The organism is Paenibacillus sp. MZ04-78.2, assembly GCF_024213375.1.
Taxonomy (GTDB): domain Bacteria; phylum Bacillota; class Bacilli; order Paenibacillales; family NBRC-103111; genus Paenibacillus_G.
On record NZ_JANAVJ010000060.1, the window covers coordinates 1 to 19,116 of the forward strand.

General features: G+C 44.4%; 18 protein-coding genes. 10 read left to right on the plus strand and 8 right to left on the minus strand.

The features are described from left to right. On the plus strand, positions 1–454 hold a 454-nt coding region (locus NLX71_RS24495; RefSeq protein WP_254366397.1), incomplete at its 5' end, for a DUF1643 domain-containing protein. Positions 455–525: 71 nt separating this feature from the next. Next, a complete protein-coding gene (locus NLX71_RS24500; RefSeq protein ID WP_254366398.1) occupies positions 526–852 on the plus strand; it encodes a hypothetical protein in 327 nt (108 codons plus the stop codon). Positions 853–1,017: 165 nt separating this feature from the next. Here the strand turns inward: NLX71_RS24500 and NLX71_RS24505 are convergent, their stop codons facing one another. The 3 genes from NLX71_RS24505 to NLX71_RS24515 all read right to left on the minus strand — a co-directional run bounded on the left by NLX71_RS24505 (position 1,018) and on the right by NLX71_RS24515 (position 3,004). Then, a complete protein-coding gene (locus tag NLX71_RS24505; protein ID WP_254366399.1) occupies positions 1,018–1,821 on the minus strand; it encodes a DUF2314 domain-containing protein in 804 nt (267 codons plus the stop codon). 44 nt (positions 1,822–1,865) lie between these two features. Continuing rightward, entirely contained in the window at positions 1,866–2,270 is a 405-nt protein-coding gene (locus NLX71_RS24510; RefSeq protein ID WP_254366400.1) for a DUF2314 domain-containing protein, read from the minus strand. A 209-nt stretch (positions 2,271–2,479) separates the two neighbouring features. Next, on the minus strand, positions 2,480–3,004 hold the full coding sequence (locus tag NLX71_RS24515) for a metallophosphoesterase (protein WP_254366401.1): 525 nt from the start codon (positions 3,002–3,004) through the stop codon (positions 2,480–2,482). Between the two features lie 299 nt (positions 3,005–3,303). Here NLX71_RS24515 and NLX71_RS24520 point away from each other — a divergent pair, with 299 nt between their 5' ends. From NLX71_RS24520 to NLX71_RS27180, 4 genes are all read left to right on the plus strand, one after another. Then, a complete protein-coding gene (locus tag NLX71_RS24520) occupies positions 3,304–4,458 on the plus strand; it encodes a hypothetical protein (protein ID WP_254366402.1) in 1,155 nt (384 codons plus the stop codon). 77 nt (positions 4,459–4,535) lie between these two features. Further along, a complete protein-coding gene (locus NLX71_RS24525) occupies positions 4,536–4,895 on the plus strand; it encodes a hypothetical protein (RefSeq protein WP_254366403.1) in 360 nt (119 codons plus the stop codon). Positions 4,896–4,938: 43 nt separating this feature from the next. Continuing rightward, positions 4,939–5,136: a DUF4177 domain-containing protein gene (locus tag NLX71_RS24530; RefSeq protein ID WP_254366404.1), complete on the plus strand. Its 198-nt coding sequence runs from the start codon at positions 4,939–4,941 to the stop codon at positions 5,134–5,136. A 131-nt stretch (positions 5,137–5,267) separates the two neighbouring features. Then, complete coding sequence (locus NLX71_RS27180) at positions 5,268–5,525, plus strand: YrvL family regulatory protein (RefSeq protein WP_375377958.1); 258 nt, start codon at positions 5,268–5,270, stop codon at positions 5,523–5,525. A gap of 52 nt (positions 5,526–5,577) precedes the next feature. Here the strand turns inward: NLX71_RS27180 and NLX71_RS24535 are convergent, their stop codons facing one another. From NLX71_RS24535 to NLX71_RS24555, 5 genes are all read right to left on the minus strand, one after another. After that, positions 5,578–6,129, minus strand: coding sequence for a hypothetical protein (locus NLX71_RS24535; RefSeq protein WP_254366405.1), 552 nt, complete (start codon positions 6,127–6,129; stop codon positions 5,578–5,580). Beyond that, on the minus strand, positions 6,105–6,680 hold the full coding sequence (locus NLX71_RS24540) for a hypothetical protein (RefSeq protein ID WP_254366406.1): 576 nt from the start codon (positions 6,678–6,680) through the stop codon (positions 6,105–6,107). The genes NLX71_RS24535 and NLX71_RS24540 overlap by 25 nt, the downstream gene beginning before the upstream one ends. A 248-nt stretch (positions 6,681–6,928) precedes the next feature. Continuing rightward, entirely contained in the window at positions 6,929–7,828 is a 900-nt protein-coding gene (locus NLX71_RS24545; RefSeq protein ID WP_254366407.1) for a DUF1186 domain-containing protein, read from the minus strand. Between the two features lie 349 nt (positions 7,829–8,177). Further along, positions 8,178–8,957, minus strand: coding sequence for a class B sortase (locus NLX71_RS24550; RefSeq protein WP_254366408.1), 780 nt, complete (start codon positions 8,955–8,957; stop codon positions 8,178–8,180). Positions 8,958–8,976: 19 nt separating this feature from the next. Continuing rightward, on the minus strand, positions 8,977–15,513 hold the full coding sequence (locus NLX71_RS24555; protein ID WP_254366409.1) for a DUF7601 domain-containing protein: 6,537 nt from the start codon (positions 15,511–15,513) through the stop codon (positions 8,977–8,979). 972 nt (positions 15,514–16,485) lie between these two features. Between NLX71_RS24555 and NLX71_RS24560 the strand changes: the two genes are divergently transcribed. The 4 genes from NLX71_RS24560 (at position 16,486) to NLX71_RS24575 (ending at position 19,094) form a co-directional block, all read left to right on the plus strand. Beyond that, complete coding sequence (locus NLX71_RS24560) at positions 16,486–17,247, plus strand: hypothetical protein (protein ID WP_254366410.1); 762 nt, start codon at positions 16,486–16,488, stop codon at positions 17,245–17,247. Between the two features lie 122 nt (positions 17,248–17,369). After that, positions 17,370–18,062 carry a hypothetical protein gene (locus tag NLX71_RS24565; protein ID WP_254366411.1) on the plus strand — a complete coding sequence of 231 codons (693 nt, stop codon included), beginning with the start codon at positions 17,370–17,372 and terminating at the stop codon, positions 18,060–18,062. Beyond that, positions 18,032–18,445 (plus strand): YcxB family protein, encoded by a 414-nt coding sequence (locus tag NLX71_RS24570; protein ID WP_254366412.1) that lies wholly within the window; start codon positions 18,032–18,034, stop codon positions 18,443–18,445. The genes NLX71_RS24565 and NLX71_RS24570 overlap by 31 nt, the downstream gene beginning before the upstream one ends. A gap of 187 nt (positions 18,446–18,632) precedes the next feature. Further along, on the plus strand, positions 18,633–19,094 hold the full coding sequence (locus tag NLX71_RS24575; RefSeq protein ID WP_254366413.1) for a hypothetical protein: 462 nt from the start codon (positions 18,633–18,635) through the stop codon (positions 19,092–19,094). The last annotated feature ends 22 nt before the right edge of the window (positions 19,095–19,116 follow it).

A 19,116-nucleotide genomic window follows, 5' to 3' on the forward strand; every position in this document is an offset into this window, starting at 1 on the left:
GCATATGTCATTCCTCTTTTTGGCATCACTATACCACATTCATCCAATCTATACTATTAGAATTGAGAGACTACTAGGATCAACCTTGAGTAGCATTGTAGTGCATCTCGAAAAAGAGAATATCGGCTCATTTGAAGTGGTAAATCTTTATCCTTACGCTTCAAAGAAGAAAAACTTGCTGCCAAAAGAAAAACGTAAATTTCATGAAAAAAATTATAAATATATTGAAGAGGCAGTGAACAGTTCTGATATTGTGGTGTTGTTTTGGGGAAATGATAATATAGCAAGTAGAAATCCTAACTTTGTTGAATTATTAATGCGGAACACAGAAAAGCTTAGATGCTTTAGGGTGACTTCTAAGAATTGTCCCGATTATATATATGGACTTAGTTTAGCTCATTCTTTGCAGAAATGTGTAATAAGTGAAAGTGGAGATATTGCTATAAAAAACTGATTTTTATTGTAAGAACAATTGAATCGAGAAGATATTAGATTTTTCCATACCACTGAAGGGAAGCCCTACTTTTGAAAAAATGGATATGTTTCGGTTTTTGCTTAGGGATTAATATTATATCGGGTCTATCGTTATTATTTTGGCTTCCTGCTGTCGGCGCAGTAGGGATGGGATTCGATTCACAACCAGCCACAGTGGAAGCAACTGTTCTTTATATTGTACTTTTCAATGTATTGATTTATCCTATAGTCTTCTTAGTCTCGCTTGGTTGTTGGTCTGCTTATCATAAAGAGAAATTTACATTAGCATACTTTCTTGCAAGTATTACTGTTTTTTGGATTATACTTATCATATTATTTATACTTATTTTTGCAACAGTTAACTCTATGTTCAAATAAGTGAAATCACTATTGAAAAGTTCTAAAGCTTAAAGCCAACAGTAGCGATCCAGCAGGAGCAGCGTATTCCCGAACGTCTTAGCGGCGGCCGTGCAAGCTTGGCCGATCATTTGCACGACAGGGGACGCTTGCTGCTCCTCGGGCTGTTTGTTCTAAGCCGGTCAATCATTCAAGTATTGGAATAATGTTTTCCCAGTTTAACTGTGTAGCATAATCTAAAGCCGTTTTCCCGTTGTTGTTCTTAGCATTTTTATCTACTCCAAATTGCAATAGAACTTCAACTGATGTGCGATTACCTGCAATAGACTCTCTATGTAAAAGGGTATTTCCTAAATCATCTTTTGAAGTTAACTCGCCAGGGTTTTGCTGTAGAAATTCAATCAGCTGCTCTCTCATATTTTTACTCATTGGATGTTCTTCCAGATTTTCAGGGCGCTCCTGTTGGTTAGTAACAACCCAAATGTCATTGTAGTCACCAAAATCTAGTCCCCAAGCTTCATCATGCTCTTTTCGTTCGTTGTCACTCATTTCAGAACGCATGGCTTGTATAGTAAATCCTCCAAAGGTTTTATCCCCTTGTGTAAAAAGCCAGTCACTAATTTGGCTTAGAGGAACTATGACGGCATCTTCAACTTTAATATTTGTCAATAAGTTCGGTTCATTGATCAACACGCCTTTTATGTTCTCGCCATCAAAATCTATTTCATTCACCCACATATGTTCTAGCGTAGGCGTGTCATTATCATCCATAATCTGAGAGAGTCTAACTTTAACACAAGCTAGATCTAGTGCAGGAATGATTCTTCTGTACTCCCATGATAGCTCTCTCCAAAAATATCTGAAGGTTTCCTGTGCTTTTTTATATGCCTCTATCATTTTTGGGCTTTCCTCTGCGAAAAAAATGTCCGTCATTGTCTTATTTCCTCCATTATCTTCAGGTAGCACTCCTCGATTTTTCACTTCCGACATACAAATCCATTCTCGCTTGCAGTACTTTCAAAGCAAAAACACCTTTATTCAAATCTCAATAAAAAGTTGAATTCGTTTCTTGATAAAACATCATTACTCACGGTTACCCTTTTGTCGAAAAAAAAGTCCATATCATTTGAATGTGGATCGTCTAATTGAGTATCGCATATATGAATTAAATTAAAATCAATCAAATCTCCATACTGAGGAGAGTCAAGGTAATATGGTTTATTATCTAATTTCCCGCGGAACTCAGAATCTTTCCGCTCAATGATTTCTACCCACATTCTTTCAGCTTCGCACCCATTCTCCAATGTTTCTTCTGCCATAAAAATCAATTTAACCAAGTCGCCAACTTTTAGTTGACTCAGAACGTGTTGACTAGGTAGATAGAATGTATATGGTGATTCTCTATGGCGCTCCACTACGTTATCCAGTTTCCATTTCATTAAATACTCGCACTCCTACTCATCTGATTCTTTCACTTTTACAGTCCCAGCTAAGATAGAAACCGCTGAAATAGTGGCTTTTGCCTTCCTATTTTCTGTGCATAGCGTTAAGTTCGAATGATGATACACAAAATCCCGATTTCCTTTGTGATTCCCCAAATAGGTCTGGTTGCGAACAACTATTTTTCTCATGGTTTTTCTCAAACTCCTCACCCACCCAAAGTCTTCAAGATCTCTTCCATACTCACAGGGGCATACAAATTCGCATCCACTCCAACATCATAGCGTTTGATACCTTGCTCAAGCATTTCAAGGTTATACGAAATATTTGAATGAATGTGTCCATGCAGTTGAATGGAGCCATGCCTTTGCTTATGCCACTCAAGGATTGGATAATGGAACAAAATGAAATGATAATTGCCATGTTTTAGCTCAAAATAATCTTTGATCCAGACAAAGTGGCTTTGGTCAAACGGTTCATCATCAACGAAGTTATCGTGATTCCCTTTGACCAAATATTTCGTTCCATTTAGCTGTGATAAATAATGATTAGCCACCATACCGCCTTTCATCGTCACATCGCCCAGAATATATACCTCATCTGTGTAGGATACTTTTTGATTCCATTTTTGGATTAATTTACGGTTCATCTCTTCCAGGTTGCGAAAAGGACGATGCGTATGCTTCATGATCTTGTCATGTTCAAAATGCAAGTCGGCTGTAAAATAGATCATACCGTGTTCACCTCTCCATATGAAAAACTAGCACACAGCTTAGCGTTTGGTGTCCTCAATGGCTTGCTTCAATATTGGCAAGGGTCGCCTAATAAAGATATGCGATGGTTCATTATTGCGTTATGATGAACGCCTTAAACCCTGGTCATTCTTTCGTATTCCTTTACGACAGGACTGAATCTCCGTGTGCTGCACCTCACTTCTATACTAACATGGATACCCATCTTTTACCTAACCATTCAATGTTCTTGGCATTAGTTCCCATACATGGTTTCACTGGAGAAGCCTTTTGGTGTAATATGGAAGTTGGATGGGTTCACTATAGGAGGGGAATAGCTGTTCTAGGCTATGGCTCGGGTTGGAGAGGAAGAATTAAAAGGGGAGATATGATGAAAAGGAATTGGTTTTCAATATTATCTGTGGTCGCGATAATCATTTTACTCGCCCTGAATATAGGCTGTAATTCATCAAGCATCGGGAGCAATGTACCGCCTGAAAAAAGCAAGACGATTACAGCAGAATCACAAAGGGGAGATTATCTTTCCATAACTAATACGGAATATGTAAACGGGGTTGATACCGATGATGGAATGGTTATGCGAATCTATACGTATGACATCAATAGTAAGGTGTTAAGCAAAGTAGACGATTTACCTTATACATCCCAGTACCCGTTATCGGTCGTTTCATTAAAAGAGGACAAAATTTACTATTCCGCTGCCGGAGAAGGCAAGGGGGACCAATTGTTTGTCTATGATAACAAAACGAAAACTTCCCAGCGATTGACTAATGAGTTATTCGCGATTAATAGAATTATACCGCATGCGGCCGAAAACAAATTGATTATGACGGCAGTGAAAAAGGGTGAACGTCCGCTCAAAGTTGTTTTTTACGATAAGCAAAGTAAACAAATGAGTACTGTGAATGATCGCGATATGGACACCACAGTCTGGGACATCTCATATGATCCGGAAACGAATAAAACATATGCAGCGAGTTATTCGGAAAATGAGCAAAGTAAAAACATTGAAAAAGCCAATAGAACTCAAACAGAGCTAATCCCACCCAAGAATCAGATCGTGGAGATTGATAATAATAGCATGGAGCAACGCTCGGTGATCGAGTTAGAAAACGAACAAATCTTACGTTTAACGGCAAGAGGAGAGCAAATTCTTATTGCCACTGCAAGACATATAAACAAAGATCCGGTAGAATACAGTTTTATTAATATAAAGACGGGAGAGAGACAGAGAATTGACTTGCCTATAAAAGCAAGAAGTGGATTGTTCTTATCCCAAGACGGAAAAGGGGTTTATTTCTTAGGAGTAAGCGAAAAGGAGGACAACGGAAGAGGTATTCACTTCTATGATTTTAATACTCAGAAGACGGAACCAATATTCCTTCAAAAAAACGGATTTATTAATAATTTTAGGTTAATTCCTGGTGATTCGTGAGATGCCTGGAACAACCTATTTTGGATGCCCTTGTAAAAGTGAAAAATGTGGTATAATTTTACCAGTGAGGTGAGAAGATGCAAATTGCTAAACAAAGAATCGTTTTGTTTATTCTTAAGTTAATCATAATCGGTCCTTTTTGGTATTATGCATTCTCTTTATTAAATGACGGAAATGGGGATTGGAACTTTGGACTATATTCATTTGCAGCCCTTTTGATTGGGACTCTGTACGCTGATGTAGAGAAAGAAATAAGCTGGGGTTCAAAACGGAATATAATACTTTCGCATATAATATTATTGAGCTTGTTTCCTATGCTTGGATTATTTTTTCGTTCCAACATTATGAACCATTTTCTCGCTGGATGTGTGATTTTGGTTGGAATTAATACTTATATGTTTGTTGGAGGAATAATCTTTAGAAAAGTATTTGATTGATAATGTGCACTATTATTCGGACAAAAGGAAGGAATTTGGAAATATGGAACAGTGGGAATATAAGACTCTTAAGTTCTTCACAAAAGGTTTCTTTAGCGGAGGTACATTGGATATAAAAGAATTTGAGAAGGATCTTAATGTAATGGGATCAAATGGATGGGAGCTTGTATCTTGTTTTGATACAAACCAACATCAAGGATCTTCAAAGGAAGTCATTTGTGTTTTCAAAAGAAAGAAATAGATAATGAAATGTCAATTTCATACGAATATTAAGGAGCAAGCAAAATAATAAAGTGAGAGTAAGGAAATAAGTTCTGAGGAAAAAGATGTGGGGAAAGTAGAGGAACCCAGTTTTTCGACTTTGTCAAAAAAATCAAAGCTCATTGTTGTAACTGCAATCTTGTTGTTAATCATTTTAGCTGTATCATTTATGTTTACAAAACAGCGAAATGGAAAATCAGTATTCTTGTAGGTGTTTTGCAGATCGCATTGGATATAATAGCGGTTCACACCATAGATAATATGATGGAAAGTGTTACTTTAAGTGACACTGCTAAAGTTGTTATGGTATTGATATTATTTTGCATTGATAAAATGTTGCCAAGCAGTCGGAAGAAAGGGGTGAATTAATGTATCTGGCCCCCCCGTTTCGCAGGGAGGCAGTGTCATTGTGTATAAACATTCATTTCTCAATAACTCTGGCTACCTGATGCCCGCATTTAGAGCAAATTCCTTGAAGAGCAATTCCATACTTATCCAATTGTGCCGTAAAATCTTTGATGCTTGTTGCTCCTAAGCATCTTCCGCACCAGACATTGCTGATATATTTTTGACGAATATCCTCGGGAATTTTAAGCCACTTGCTCATCGCTGCATAGGAAATGACACCAGAAGCATTGGCAATATCGTCTTGTTCCTTGTCATGATCTATCCATTTGAGATCAGAATACGAGCCGTTCAACGAATCATGAATCCCCCAGCAGTCACAACCGGGTGTATTGACAATAGCCTGTACGCGATCTTTATATTGCTCAAACAAGTCAGGCGTTTTCTCATTATTGAGAATTTGAACTACTTCTTCATAAGCATCGGTAAAACGATCTCCCATATCTTCAAAGATATCTCCCTGCTCATGAATATACTCAACTGCCACTTCACAGAAGTAAACCAGCAATTCGAAAGGCAAAATCGTTCCCTTGCCAATCTTTTTTAGGTCTGAAAGGTCGACCTGCAATTAGGGAGCAAAGACCTCCGGATTATCGTTCCGCCAGGCGCACCTATGCAGCCTATTAAGCAGGCCGTATAACTTCTCATCACCCTATCGATTTCACTATCCGCATATTCAATTGCGATATTTATGCCCGGCTTGCGCCATGCCAAAATTCGACCGGAAAATCCAGGCCACCAACATTCTTCATCCAGTTCAGGTTGACCATATGCCTTTATCGACTCATCCGGTGTTGAGCTCATCGTGATTCCCTTGGGAAGCTTTCCGGGAAACGGAGCTTTAATTCTGTCATCCGACCCGGGCGCAAGAAAATGTATGGCGCCCATGATCCATTCGTCTTGATTTGTATATTGGAGTCCAGTCAGATCATTTATTTTTGGCGCGCGATAAATATCGACGCGTATCGATGTTTTCACAGACCAGATGATATCGTCGTTGAAATAGCTGTTCGGGGGTGGCATTCGCTTGACGCCGAATGATTGCAGCAAAGCTTGAACATTCTTGGGACTGTACGGATGGCCAAGCATTTCAATGAGCTGTTCAGATGGTTCTTTCATGCTTAGATCCATTCCTTTCGCTTCGCTCAATACACACAACAAGGCAAAATTTGCTCGATAGTGGAATCGGATGAGCTTCTGAATATGACGTTATTGAAAAACAAATGCGTTACGTTTGTCGTCCGAAGGACTTCCAGCTTTCCTTCATGTATGGAGACGGTAAAAGGGATGTATCCCCGACACCGCATTGTTCCAAGGGTTTGATAAATTGTACGTCAGCTTAACCAACGTTTATTCATATTCACTCTTTACCTTCCGCAGCATTTCTTGTACTTTTGACCGCTGCCGCATGTACAAGGATCATTGCGACCAATTTTTTCGACTTTTACAGCAGGATTACTCTTCAGATCGCCAGAGGCAGCGCTACGTTCTACCTTCGAGTAAGAATTGGTTAACATTTCATGGAAATCTTGGCGAAAACAAGCCCAATCTTGCAATTCCTCGATTGCACTCGTAATCAACTGAAAGTTATGTTTTTGATAATTCTTTCGCAACACATCTTCTTTTGTTTTCTGGAGTGTCTTCTCAATGCTATCCAACCGGATGATCGTGCTTTCAACAACCTGATCTTCATATAAGCGCTGAATATCTGGAAGAACCTCTTCAGGATAAAGATCTTCACAGCAGCAGACGATTTCTGCATTTATATAATAATTTGTCTCTGCGAGCTTGCCGTTCATAAGCTGCTTGAAATAATCCATTACGAAATCTCTCGAGAGATGATCGTTTAAAACCAAAACAACTAAAGCATTCAATGCTTGTCCGCGCGCGTACTGGTTCGCTTTTGTATTCTCGATTAACCCCAATAGCAAATCAATTTCTCCATTGTACACAGACGCAAGGATTCTACCAATACCCTCAGTTATAGCATCGTCAAATATATTTTCGCAAATCTCACTGGGCTTGGATAAAACATCGATCATAATTGGAAATAATTCTTTTACCTGAAACTGTGCCAACAGGAAATAAGCATAAATAAAATCGATTCGAGTCGGACGATCCAATACTTTCTCATAATCGTCTTTCAGGTCGTTCATAATTTGAAGCAAGTAAGGAATAGCCTCTTCCTTCTGCTCGATGATATGCTGTAGTTCGTTGCGTGGAAATTTACCATTATTATACCGAATTGCTTGAAGTATCTGTTCCATAACGCTTTAATCCCCCTTTTCGTATTTGCATACTCATTCCTCCCGATATATTAGGGCTCCTCTGGGGAGCGCAGCCGATTCCGTACGCACCGAAGGACGAGAAACGGAAGTCGGGACTCGTGGATTGAATGAAGCTTCCTTTAATATGATTGTCACAAACCAAATTGTACGTGTCAACAAATATTTTCCCTCCTTCTTCGTGTTAGCGGTACATTGCCAAATCTTCTTTTCGAGCGTTGTTCCCTATTTCATCTCTGTTGAAAAATTTCCGCCGCGGAAATTCAAAAAAAATCACGTCCTCCAAGGGAGAACGCGATATGAAGCAGCTTGACTCCGTGTTTCAACATCGTCATGTAGGCTTTCGAGCGACTACCGCTAACCGGCCGTCTTCGGTTGAGTATTCACACGTAGACAGAACAATAAGCTTGTCGCCATACCGGGCTGTCACGCCCGTGTCGTAAAGAGCGAGTTTTTTGATGTTCTGAATATACGAGTCAAACTCGGCGGATGTTCCTACCTTCTCAATCTGGTAGTACTTAAAAACGTCGTCCGTTTTGCGATAAACCTTTGAGAGAATAACGGCAACAATTTCATATTCTTCCTTTTCGTAAAGCGTACTGAACTGGAATGTAGCACGTTCCTTATAATAGATTTCTTTCTTGTACTTCATCAAATCTGCAAACATCACGCCGCTTTTCATGTGATGTCCGTGAATCAGCAAAATGTCCGAACCGTTTATCCGACTATGTGCGTCCAAAAAGGGGAGTCCATTTTGGTTTATCTTTTTATCGAAATCATGATTGAGATAGTATTGTGAATCCTGTTGGTTCTGCATAATCGGGTATTCAATTCGGGTGCCGTCAATTTTCAACCAACCGACGATGTCCGGGTTTCTCCTGTAAAGCTCTTGAAATTCAGGGAGCATAACCGGCTCATGCGCCTTCGTGATAATAGGTGAGGGTGTCGCAGCACCCCCGCCTTTATCCGGTTCTTTATTCCACATTTCTGCCAGTTCTTTAATTTGCTGCTGTTCATCATAATCCCGCAGGAAAGTTCTCGCAATAGAGACGAGAGAAAAAACCAACAGAAGAAAGGAAAAGGCGACAAGAAATTTTTTGATTTTACTCATTTTCTTACCGCCTTTCCTGTTACTGAATGTGCTTTTTCTTCTTGCTGCTGAGCAGACAGAATCCGATCACAATCAAGGACATTAGCGCCAAAGCCATATAGAAGATTGGCGATATGCTATTATCTCCTGTTTTCGGAACATTGTCCAACTGGTTGTCGCCATTGTCGGTTCCGTTGTTGCCAACGGCTCCGTTGTTGCCAACGGTTCCGTTGCTGCCGTCAGTTCCGTTGCTGCCGTCAGTTCCGTTGCTGCCGTCAGTTCCGTTGCTGCCGTCAGTTCCGTTGTTGCCAGCGGTTCCGTTGTTGCCAGCGGTTCCGTTGTTGCCAGCGGTTCCGTTGTTGCCAGCGGTTCCGTTGTTGCCAACGGTTCCGTTGTTGCCAGCGGTTCCGTTGTTGCCAGCGGTTCCGTTATTGCCGCCGGTTCCACTACTGCCGCTGGTTCCACTGCTGCCGCCGGTTCCACTGCTGCCGCTGGTTCCACTGCTGCCGCCGGTTCCACTGCTGCCGCTGGTTCCACTGCTGCCGTCAGTTCCACTGCTGCTGTCGGTTCCACTGCTGCTGTCAGTTCCGTTGCTGCTGTCGCCGGGTTCAGGCTTACCGGGTTCAGGCTTACCGGGTTCGGGCTTACCGGGTTCAGGCTTACCGGGTTCGGGTTTACCGGGTTCAGGCTTACCGGGTTCGGGTTTACCGGGTTCAGGCTTGCCAGGTTCGGGGTTGACGGGTCCAGTTCCGCCGCTATTGCCACCGGAACTTACCGGCTTCAACTGTACATCGTAGCGTACGATGTCGCTTCCGACAGAGATGGTTGCGCTCGTATGCATCTCATACCCGGTTTTCGATACAACCAGATAGTAATCTGTGTCCGGGAATACCATGTACGCATATGAGCCGGTTGCGTCGCTGTTCTGACTTGGGCTGTCGTTATCGTTCGGTGCAAAGCCCGGAATCGCAGGCAGCGTTACTTCCGTGCCTGGCGTGATGCGGTTCGCCCTGTTCCTCGGCGTATCCGCATAGTGCAGCGTCACTTTAGCTCCCTCGATTACTGCGCCAGTCTTTGCGTCCGTAATTTTGCCATACGGGTCGACAAGCTCCTGCGAAATATTCAATTCGCCGTTCGCTTTAACGTCCAGCTTCGCATCCCGAATGAGCGTCAGTACTTTGCCCGGCGCAACTTCGTAACGCACTTCCATTTTGTAGCTTTCCGCAGATAAGCCATCCACGAAGAACGTGCCGTTAGACTGCAATTTGAATGCTTTCGGAGCGCCGTTCTGATCCAAAATATAGTTGCCGTTCGCATCCTGCAAATAAATGTGCATCTTGTCGGCAAGTGCGCTGTTCAGCTGCGAAGACTGCCCTCCAGGCTGCTTCAGGAGAACGATGCCTCCAGCCGTAATGTGCGCCGGAACCAACTCGCCACCCTTCGCATTGCTGTCAACCTTTGCTTTTTGCGTGAAGGTAATCGACTCATCAACGCCATTGATTTTGATCTTTTTCGTGAAGCTGCTCGTATAGTCTCCACCATATGCGACAGGGAGGAAATAAGCGCCAGTGGCATCGGTCGTGATCGTGTACTTCTTGCCATACACATTGTTGGTGACCACAACGGTTGCATTTGGAATCACTTCGCCCGTTGTGTTGTCCCGCAGCACCCCGATGATCGCCGCCGGCATGGCGGTTACAATCGTGGTGGCGGTCAAATTTCCTTCTGTCGGACTGTTCACCTTGGCCGTGATGTTGTGATCCTCAGGCGTTGTTGCGTCCAGCTTTGGCGGTGCATAAAAGATAACTGCTTTTCCTTGTGCATCGGTCGTGGCCTTTACTTCCGATTGATCCGGCAGTGTAAAGACGACTTCTCTGTTCGTAACCGGGTTGCCTTCAGAGTCGGTCAACGTAGTCGTCAGCTGCGAAGACGTTTTACCGTTGCCGGGAACGACCGCAGGATCTGCCGTCAGCGTCAGCTTGCCCGGGAGATACTTTGCATTGACGAAGCGAGCTTCGTCAATCTGCTTCTCCACGATCGTGCCGCTATTCGTCCGATTCGCCGGATCGGCGGTATACCCCTCGCCCGAATAATCGGTCTCGGTGACGATATAGCTGTCACCGCTCGGAATACCTTCAATGACGACGTCTTGCCCATGCTTAAGGGTGATCGTGTCGCCGGATTTGATCGATCCTTTGGTGCCGTCCGACTTCGTGTAGGCATACGACTCACCTGCAGCCGCATTCGGGAATTTGACCGTAAACTCAAATTCCTTGTTCTTGTCCGCACCGCTGCCGATTACCGTCTCTCCGATCAGCAAACCGCCGGACACAATCCGTGTGTTGACGAACTCTGCTTTATGGTCGCCCCCATCGGTAATGGTGCCGGTAGTTTTCCAGTCCGGCCAATTCGTCGTGTACCCGTCAGCCGTATAAGAGGTCTCAGTGACGGTGTAGTTCGTATCCTTAGGAATTCCAACAATAGTGACCGTTTCTCCATGCTTGAGGGAGATCTTGCCGCCGGATTGAATGGTTCCTGTGGAATTGTCCGATTTCGTATAGGTATACTTCCCGCTTGCACCCTCGCCGTCGAAGGTGACGGTGAACTCGAACGCCTTATTCTTGTCCCCGCCGTTGCCCACGACCGTCTCCCCGATCGTCAGCTTGCCGGGGAGGTACTTGGTGTTGACAAACTTCGCTTCGGCAATTTTCTTCGCCACAATGCTGTCGGTACGCGTCAAATCCGCCGGATTGGTAGCGTAGCCCTCGCCTGTGTAATCCTTCTGGACGATGGTGTAGGTGATGCCATCAGGGATATCCTTGATGGTGATGGTCTGGCCGCCTTTCAGCGTAATGATTCCGCCGCTGGCCACCGTGCCGTTTTTTGAGCCGGTATATTCATAAGACTTGCCGTTGCTGAAGGTAATCGTATATTCAAAATCCTTGTTCAGGTCTGCCCCTTTCCCCTCTATCGCCGTGTCCAGCAACAAATCGCTGGGCACCCACACAGGGGTTGGCACAACCAACGGTTTGTTGCTGGTTACCTCCACTCCGTCCACCCAGATGGGATTCCAAGGAGTAGAAGCCACACGCACCTGATAAACCGTCGTGGTCGGCAGATAGGTGGTCGGGTCAATATAGGTTTGCTTGAGCACGTAAAGTCCCGCTTTGGCAAACAGACTAAGCTTGCCGTCCGCACCTGTAGTTCCACTGGCGACCTTTGTTACGCCGTCGGGCTCGTACAGCGTGAATACTACGTCCTTAAGCGGCTTGTTTTCCGGGTCGATCTTGATCAGATCCAGCTTGCCTCGGGTTTCCGCGCTGCCGCCCACGTCGCTATTGTCGACCGCGCTTTCGCTTTTGGCGCCGACGTCCTTCAGCGTGTCATCGCCCATCAGCTTAATCTCGTTGCCCACTTTTCCACCGTTAGGCACTTCGGTGACCTCGGTCTGATACACGATCTGATAGAATCTGTTCGGGTCCGCCATGCGGAAGATCAACCGGGTTGCACCGCCTTCTGTGACGGTTTCCACCTTGACCTCGCAGTTCGGGTCATACAAGTTCAGCGCATCGCCGTCCCTCGTCAGTTCCCCGCTGGGGGTCGGCTTGGCGCGGTATACCGCCATGTCAGGGCGTCGCAGCGAGAGGTTCCCACTCTCGTCCTTTCGCAGCGTCAGCCCCCGGCCAAGAGTGTCCTGCAAATAGACGCCTTTTTTGATCTCGAAGGGCGGGGTGTAATTCACCGTCCACTCCAGCACGCCGGGATTCGGCTTGGTTACCGACTTGCCCAACGACTTCATCGGGACGATGACCTTGCGCTTTTCGGTGCGCACGGTGGATATGTCGCCCCATTGGATGTGCAACTCGGCGGTATTTTCGACCGCTGTCCTTGGATTGCGGCTCTCGAAATAGGTCCTCTGAGCGCTCTCCGTGGGCTTGGCCTTGACCAGAATGACATAGGGCATTTCCAGCTTGGTAAAAGAGAAGGTACCCACGTTCCCATTGGCAGAGAAGCTCACCACATGGCGCGGGTCGGTCGGCTGAATGATCTCTTTGGCGTCGTTTCTGGCTCCGTAATCATGTTTGCCATAGTTGCTTGATTCCCCTCGCCACAGTTCGAAAGCCTTCCCCTCGGAAAAGGGGACGAACTCCCAGCCCTCGGGCAGGGTATCAACGAGCCGGATGTCGCTGGCCACCCGATTGCCGCCGTCCTTCGCCATCTCATCCGTTCTCAGCCCGTTCATATTGACCGCCAGCCGGAAGGTTACCGTATTGGTCACCTGATCATAGGCTGCCAATGTACGGGTCTCATTGCTGTCGTCGCGGATGTAGTGGTCGATATTATTCGGTTTGCTGCCATCACCTTTGCCATCGATGATGGGTTCTGACGCATAGAGCATTTCCTTGTTGAGCATCCGGCCGTGATAATTGTCGTAGCCATCATAGTACGTTGCGTACTCGTTGCCGTCAATCAGATGGACGCGGTTATAGCGGGTTTTACCATTTTCAGGTCCCTGCCGCGCGAATTGATCCGGATGATTCAGGACAGAGCGGAAGGTGAAAGTGGCTTTCTGGTCGGTGTTATATCCAGTGACGCGCAGCAGATCGGCCACTCGCGCGCCTTTCTGGGTCAAAGGGATAACCTCCAGCTTCAAGCCGTCCTTCGTCTCGAAGGAACCCTCCTTATACATCTGCCAGTTCTCCCGGGTCGTACCGCCTTTGGTTTTCAGCAGGTTTAGAATTTCCTTGCTGACCGCTGCATTGTCATCCACATTAGCAAGATCGATTGACTCGCCGTACACCAGCAAGTCGTACACCGCAGCGTTCGGAATGGCTTCTTGGGGCTTCAGGCTGACCGTCCATGTAACTGCGCCGGTATTGAAGTCGTCCCCGGTGATCGAACCGCTCTTGGTCAGGGAATGCGCGCCAATGATGACAGTGGTGGTGTCCGACACGGTAGATTGGTCGTTGTCCTGCACGGTATTGACATCCAGCTTCCACCGGGCGATAGCCTTGTTGTCGAAGCTAGTTATACTGCCAGTAACTTCGGACACAATGACCAGCCTGATCGGTCCGTTTACCTCACCAAAGGAGTACACATTGTCTGTGGGTTTAATCGCCGTTTTGGCTGCGGACCAGTTTTTTGTATCACTGTCCCATGACTGCCATGTGGCGGATTTCCAGGTAAGTCCGGCTGGCAAGGCATCGGTGATCGTGAAGTCCTTCAGGCCTTGCTTCTGGTAGTCCTTGTTAACGTCAATCGTCCATGTGACAGTACGCGGGTCATCCGAATTCTCCCGCTTGCTCAGTGCGCCGCTCTGCTGAATCCAGTCAGGCCTGAAGGCGGCGCGCCACGAATTTGAGGAAAGCGGCGGCTTACCCGACGTGTCCCTCAGTTCCGCTTTATTTGTGATAGTCCGCCACTGACCTTCACCGGTCTTATACTCATCGTAATACTGCCCCTTGGGAATCCACGTCTTGAAGGTGACGGTCGCCTTGTCGCCGAAGCCCGCAGGGAAGGTATAGGCCAGCGCGTTTATGGTGCCGCTGTCCGGCGCCACCTTCTCGCCGTTGACTTGGAGGGAACCCTCTGCATAGGTGCCCACCTGAGCCGGATCGAGCGCGTCATAAAATGTTAGCCCTTCCAGTGGCTGCGGGATAGCAGGGTCAAACATATCCGTAGCGGAAATTTCCACCTGCCACTCGATCGCACCCTCTACAAAAGCCGCCTGATTGATATAGCCGTATTCGGCAGTGTTGCTGTTGGACTTCATTGTGATGCTATACGCAGGCGTGGTCCGGGGGTTTTCGAGCAAGTAGCTCCCCCCGAAAATATTAATCGGCTTTTTGTCGCCATAGTTTATGCCCGACAAATCCGCCTTTGCGGTGGAATCAAAGCCGAAGGTGATGTTCACCCCCTGACCGTTGAAAAAGCGGTCTTCGCCGTCAAACACAACCTTGATGCCCTCTTCGGAGAAATAGGCGGTTCCGATTGTAAGGCCCGATCTCTCCTTAAGCGTCATGGTAGCAGTCGGCAGAATCACTTCCCGAAAGTAGGTCGCTTTGTCCAGCATCACATAGTCGCCTTTCAAAATGACCGTGCTGCCATCCACTTCGTTTGGATTCTTGGCGTCGCCCTTCACCGGAACCTTGATGCCGGTCGACTTAAGAGAGAAGGGCTTTCTGCCATGAATGGTATCACCCGTCTTTAAGACATTCCCGTCCTGTGTGACTTCCAGCGGAAAGGGCGAATTAGCTTCCATAAGCACCGTCGTTTTGTTCGCCGGGGCCGCCGCCATCATTAAGAAATTGAATGGCGTAGCGTACACCGCCTCAGGTACCGACGACGATGCCGAGCCAGATTCGCTACCGGCTGCCGTCCCGGAATCGTCTGGCGTAGCGTACACCGCCTCAGGTACCGACAACGGTGCCGAGCCAGATTTGCTACCGACTGCCGTCCCGGAATCGTCCGGCGCACTCTCCGCATATGCAGCAGAGAACGTCACCGTCTGCAAGACAAGCAAAACTGCTAGGCAGAAAGATAGCACAGCTTTGCCTACACTGCGTTTTTGTTTCATTACAAAATTCTCCTCCATTTCCGAGGTTTTTGTCGACAGCAAGATCATCATCTGCTCAATATAATGCACAAGCGAATAGACATATGCTATTTGCTTGACCCCAGCGGCCCTTCACATCTTCGAAATCTTGCGAAGTTCCATATAACGAACAATTCCATGGGTGTGCAGGCGGTTGATCAATGCTTAGTAACTTTCCTCCCCCTCTCCGTCGACCACCTTCGCCAATCACATACTTTAAAATAACAGAATACGCCAGCTTATCCAGCGTATCTCGCCATTTTACTATCACGATATATACAAAAACTATACAAGCACTCGACAATAATAATTCATCTTCCTCGCAGACTCATTTAGGAGAATTGGAAACGATCTGGGAACGTCGCCTGACGGGACCCTCTATCCCAACAAGCCGATGCCAACAACTCCTGCCGTTTCTTTAAAATCCGGGCACCCGATTGCAAGCCAAACCTGAGCAACAGACCGTAGATCGCTTCTCAAATATCCCCTTCCTAAATCTCCGAAAGTGTGTTGAAATTTACATTAAATAGGAGTCGTATCTATCCGATATAAATAAGATAGAGACTTGGTTGGAATGGTACTTTAATCATTCATGGAAATGGTGTATTTCATGAAGCATTATGGACAGAAGCACCGAAACCAAAGAATAGTAGGTTAGCCAATAGCCTCAAAGGGATGAGACACGAAATGACGATTCGAGAGGTCAAATTTACACAGGCATACGTTGATATATATATCAAGAACAGGTTAATGGCTTGAAAGGGGTACTAGAGTTTGGGCTTGTCGTAAGACAGAAGCGGGGTCAACTGGATAGTATTCAGTTTGGTCTTCAAGAAGAGAAGCGGTCTGCATCCGCAAAGGAGAAGCGAAAACCTGTAACCATTCTCGCCAGATTATTTGGTGATTGAAGAAATTGTGAGTCAATTATCTCCTCGTCCATAAGGAGGACTTCGCGTGAAAAGGAAAGGTATCATCCTGATATGGATAGGCTGTTTTTTATTCGTTTGTTCTGTATATCCGATGTTCTTAATTATGCGAGAAAAAGCGACCATATATCACGTATATAAAAACTATGCTATTGAGCAATTGATAAATGTACATAGTAGAATGGATGCAACTACGGTTCTAAACTCACCATTTATGCTAACAAATAATAAAATACAAGTAATTACAGAAGATACCGGGATCGTGGCGCCAAAAACAATTAACCAAAAAATTAAACATATCTTCAAAATGAAGATATTGATTAATGATGAAGAAAAATTCCCTGAGTCGGAAGTAACGTTGACTCCAGAGAGGGAAGAAGACAGCCGCTTTTTGTCGTGGTTAAACGTAGTCAAAATAAGAGAGCAGGACAGCGGGATCGAAAAAACGGCTATTATTCAAAGGCTTTCAAGCGACTGGATACCTGGCAAGAAGAATCCTTCCCACACCGAATCCCAACAGTGGAGGATTATTTACTTCACGGGATATAACCAGATGGAAGAAGAGGTTTTTGGATATCCAGACCGCGGGAAACATCCTCTAGGCGTGAGACTAATTCAAGAATCGCAGATGTCGTCCACTTTAATCGGGTTTAAATCGGATGTTCTAACGTATCTTCCATCGTATTATTATCCTGCGATATATCCGCAACTTACGTTCTGGGTAGGCGTTATGTTGCTAATCTGGGGAACTGTTCGCTTTGTAAGGGGGATGAGGGATACATCAGCATAAAACTCCAATTAACCCTTTCCTGAATCTCGCAGTTCCAAGAGGAACTTATACGAACAAAATCACCTATGAAAAGTAAGAGAACGGATTAATTATGGTTATAATGACTAGGATGTGAATGATCTATGAATAAAAAAAAGCTTTTTATCGCTTCTTTAATAAGTTTGTTTTTTATTGGTGTATCCATATATCCATTGTTTTTAATCATTCAAGAAATGGTTGTGGATCGTTATTTGAATTCCAGATACAAAATAGAAGAAGTGATTGATATAAGGAATACGCGTCACCAAAATGCAGATCAGTATTCTTATGAACTTGCTTCGCCAATTCAATGGAAAGGTAATATTATAGAGGTTTTAACGAGGGACACTGGCGTTGTCGCCCCTAAAAGCAGATTTGATAACGACACTCTGCATGTTATGCAAGTCACGATTAAAGTTAACGGAAGAGAGCAGTCATTTCCAACCCAAGCTTGGCTGCCTCAAAATATTACAAAGGATAGCGATTACTTATCTTGGCTCAACTTGCTGAAAATTAAAGACAACAAAAATAATATGGAGCAAATTGCTATTGTCCAAAGAATAGCAGATAATTGGAAAAGGGGAGATACCACATCTCAAAAATGGAGGATATTGTATGTAGGTGAAGATCAGCAAGTGAACGAAGAACGGTTTAGTTATCTAGAAAGAGGAGATCATTCACTAGGGTTAAAATTGGTCCTTGCTTCTTCACAATCGTCTTCTTGGATAGGATATAAATCTGACATTGCTTACAGGCGGCGGTGTTTTTGTTTGCTGTCTTTATGCTTACAGGATTAATCAGTTCTTCACTTGAAGAAACTTTGACGCCAATGTTTATTCTCTCTGGCATTGTTACTAGCCTATTGGTCACATCTTTAAGTGGAATTGTAACAAATTATAGATTGAAAAGTGTATTTGCTAGTGACAAGTTATTACAAAAAGAATATTTTTACTTGTTTGATGATGGTGGAATTAGCACTGAATCGGAAGTGGGCAATGGTAAAATTAAGTGGTGTGAAGTATACAAAGTGAAGCGCAATAAAAAACTCCATGTGATCTATGTAGCCAAAAACAAGGCACTTATAATTCCTAGGTCATTTTTCGAAAGCTTAGAGCAGGTGAAAGAGCTCGAATCCTTATTGAGCGATAATTTATCTGTTAAACAGTACAAGTATAGATAAATAGGAGTAACGATAGAAATTCTGTGATTCTATTAGGTCCTTGTCTGTCATTAAAAAATACTACAGTGTGGGTGGAAAAAGTTCACAAGATTGGAATATGCAGAAGTTTACTAATGATGCAAACACAATAAGCTTTCAATTGAATTGGGCTTGAAATTGGCATTTCATCTGAAAAGGATGTTTATCAATGATTTTAACTAACGAACAACTAAAACGGATTATCGAAGGAAAGCCTGTAGGAGATTATTATCCGTACAATATGAAAGAATATGACTCCAAACCTATTGATGATTATTTATCAAAAGTAATAGGTTCACTTAATCAAATTAATAGCCTTGAATTTGAATCCATTTTTGATCATTATGGTAGTGGATTTGCTTCGTATGTTGATGTTTTTTGCTGGAAGAAAGATGGGAGTTCTTCTAGTGACTTACGTGGCGTTCTCTGGAGAAATGGCATAAGAATATATATATGTAGGCTTGCTCCAATCGCAGTTTTAGGAAAAGGGCAAAGTTCTAAACATGCAACTGGGGGAAGCAGAGACTTTTTAAACGTTGATATAATTGATAGTCTTCCAAATGGAGACTGGGCTAGAGTGAGCGTCAAATACTCACCACCTTTCAAGAACCTCAAGCTCATGAGAAAATGAAGGTATCTTGAACGGGAGGTTG

Excerpts from the sequence above, each read along its gene's own strand:
- NLX71_RS24540 (WP_254366406.1), bottom strand. The coding sequence starts at position 6,680 with ATGAAAGAACCATCTGAACAGCTCATTGAAATGCTTGGCCATCCGTAC.
- NLX71_RS24555 (WP_254366409.1), bottom strand. The coding sequence starts at position 15,513 with ATGAAACAAAAACGCAGTGTAGGCAAAGCTGTGCTATCTTTCTGCCTA.
- NLX71_RS24520 (WP_254366402.1), top strand. The coding sequence starts at position 3,304 with ATGGAAGTTGGATGGGTTCACTATAGGAGGGGAATAGCTGTTCTAGGC.
- NLX71_RS24505 (WP_254366399.1), bottom strand. The coding sequence starts at position 1,821 with ATGTCGGAAGTGAAAAATCGAGGAGTGCTACCTGAAGATAATGGAGGA.
- NLX71_RS24525 (WP_254366403.1), top strand. The coding sequence starts at position 4,536 with ATGCAAATTGCTAAACAAAGAATCGTTTTGTTTATTCTTAAGTTAATC.
- NLX71_RS24545 (WP_254366407.1), bottom strand. The coding sequence starts at position 7,828 with ATGGAACAGATACTTCAAGCAATTCGGTATAATAATGGTAAATTTCCA.
- NLX71_RS24565 (WP_254366411.1), top strand. The coding sequence starts at position 17,370 with ATGAATAAAAAAAAGCTTTTTATCGCTTCTTTAATAAGTTTGTTTTTT.
- NLX71_RS24550 (WP_254366408.1), bottom strand. The coding sequence starts at position 8,957 with ATGAGTAAAATCAAAAAATTTCTTGTCGCCTTTTCCTTTCTTCTGTTG.
- NLX71_RS24530 (WP_254366404.1), top strand. The coding sequence starts at position 4,939 with ATGGAACAGTGGGAATATAAGACTCTTAAGTTCTTCACAAAAGGTTTC.
- NLX71_RS24510 (WP_254366400.1), bottom strand. The coding sequence starts at position 2,270 with ATGAAATGGAAACTGGATAACGTAGTGGAGCGCCATAGAGAATCACCA.
- NLX71_RS24515 (WP_254366401.1), bottom strand. The coding sequence starts at position 3,004 with ATGATCTATTTTACAGCCGACTTGCATTTTGAACATGACAAGATCATG.
- NLX71_RS24575 (WP_254366413.1), top strand. The coding sequence starts at position 18,633 with ATGATTTTAACTAACGAACAACTAAAACGGATTATCGAAGGAAAGCCT.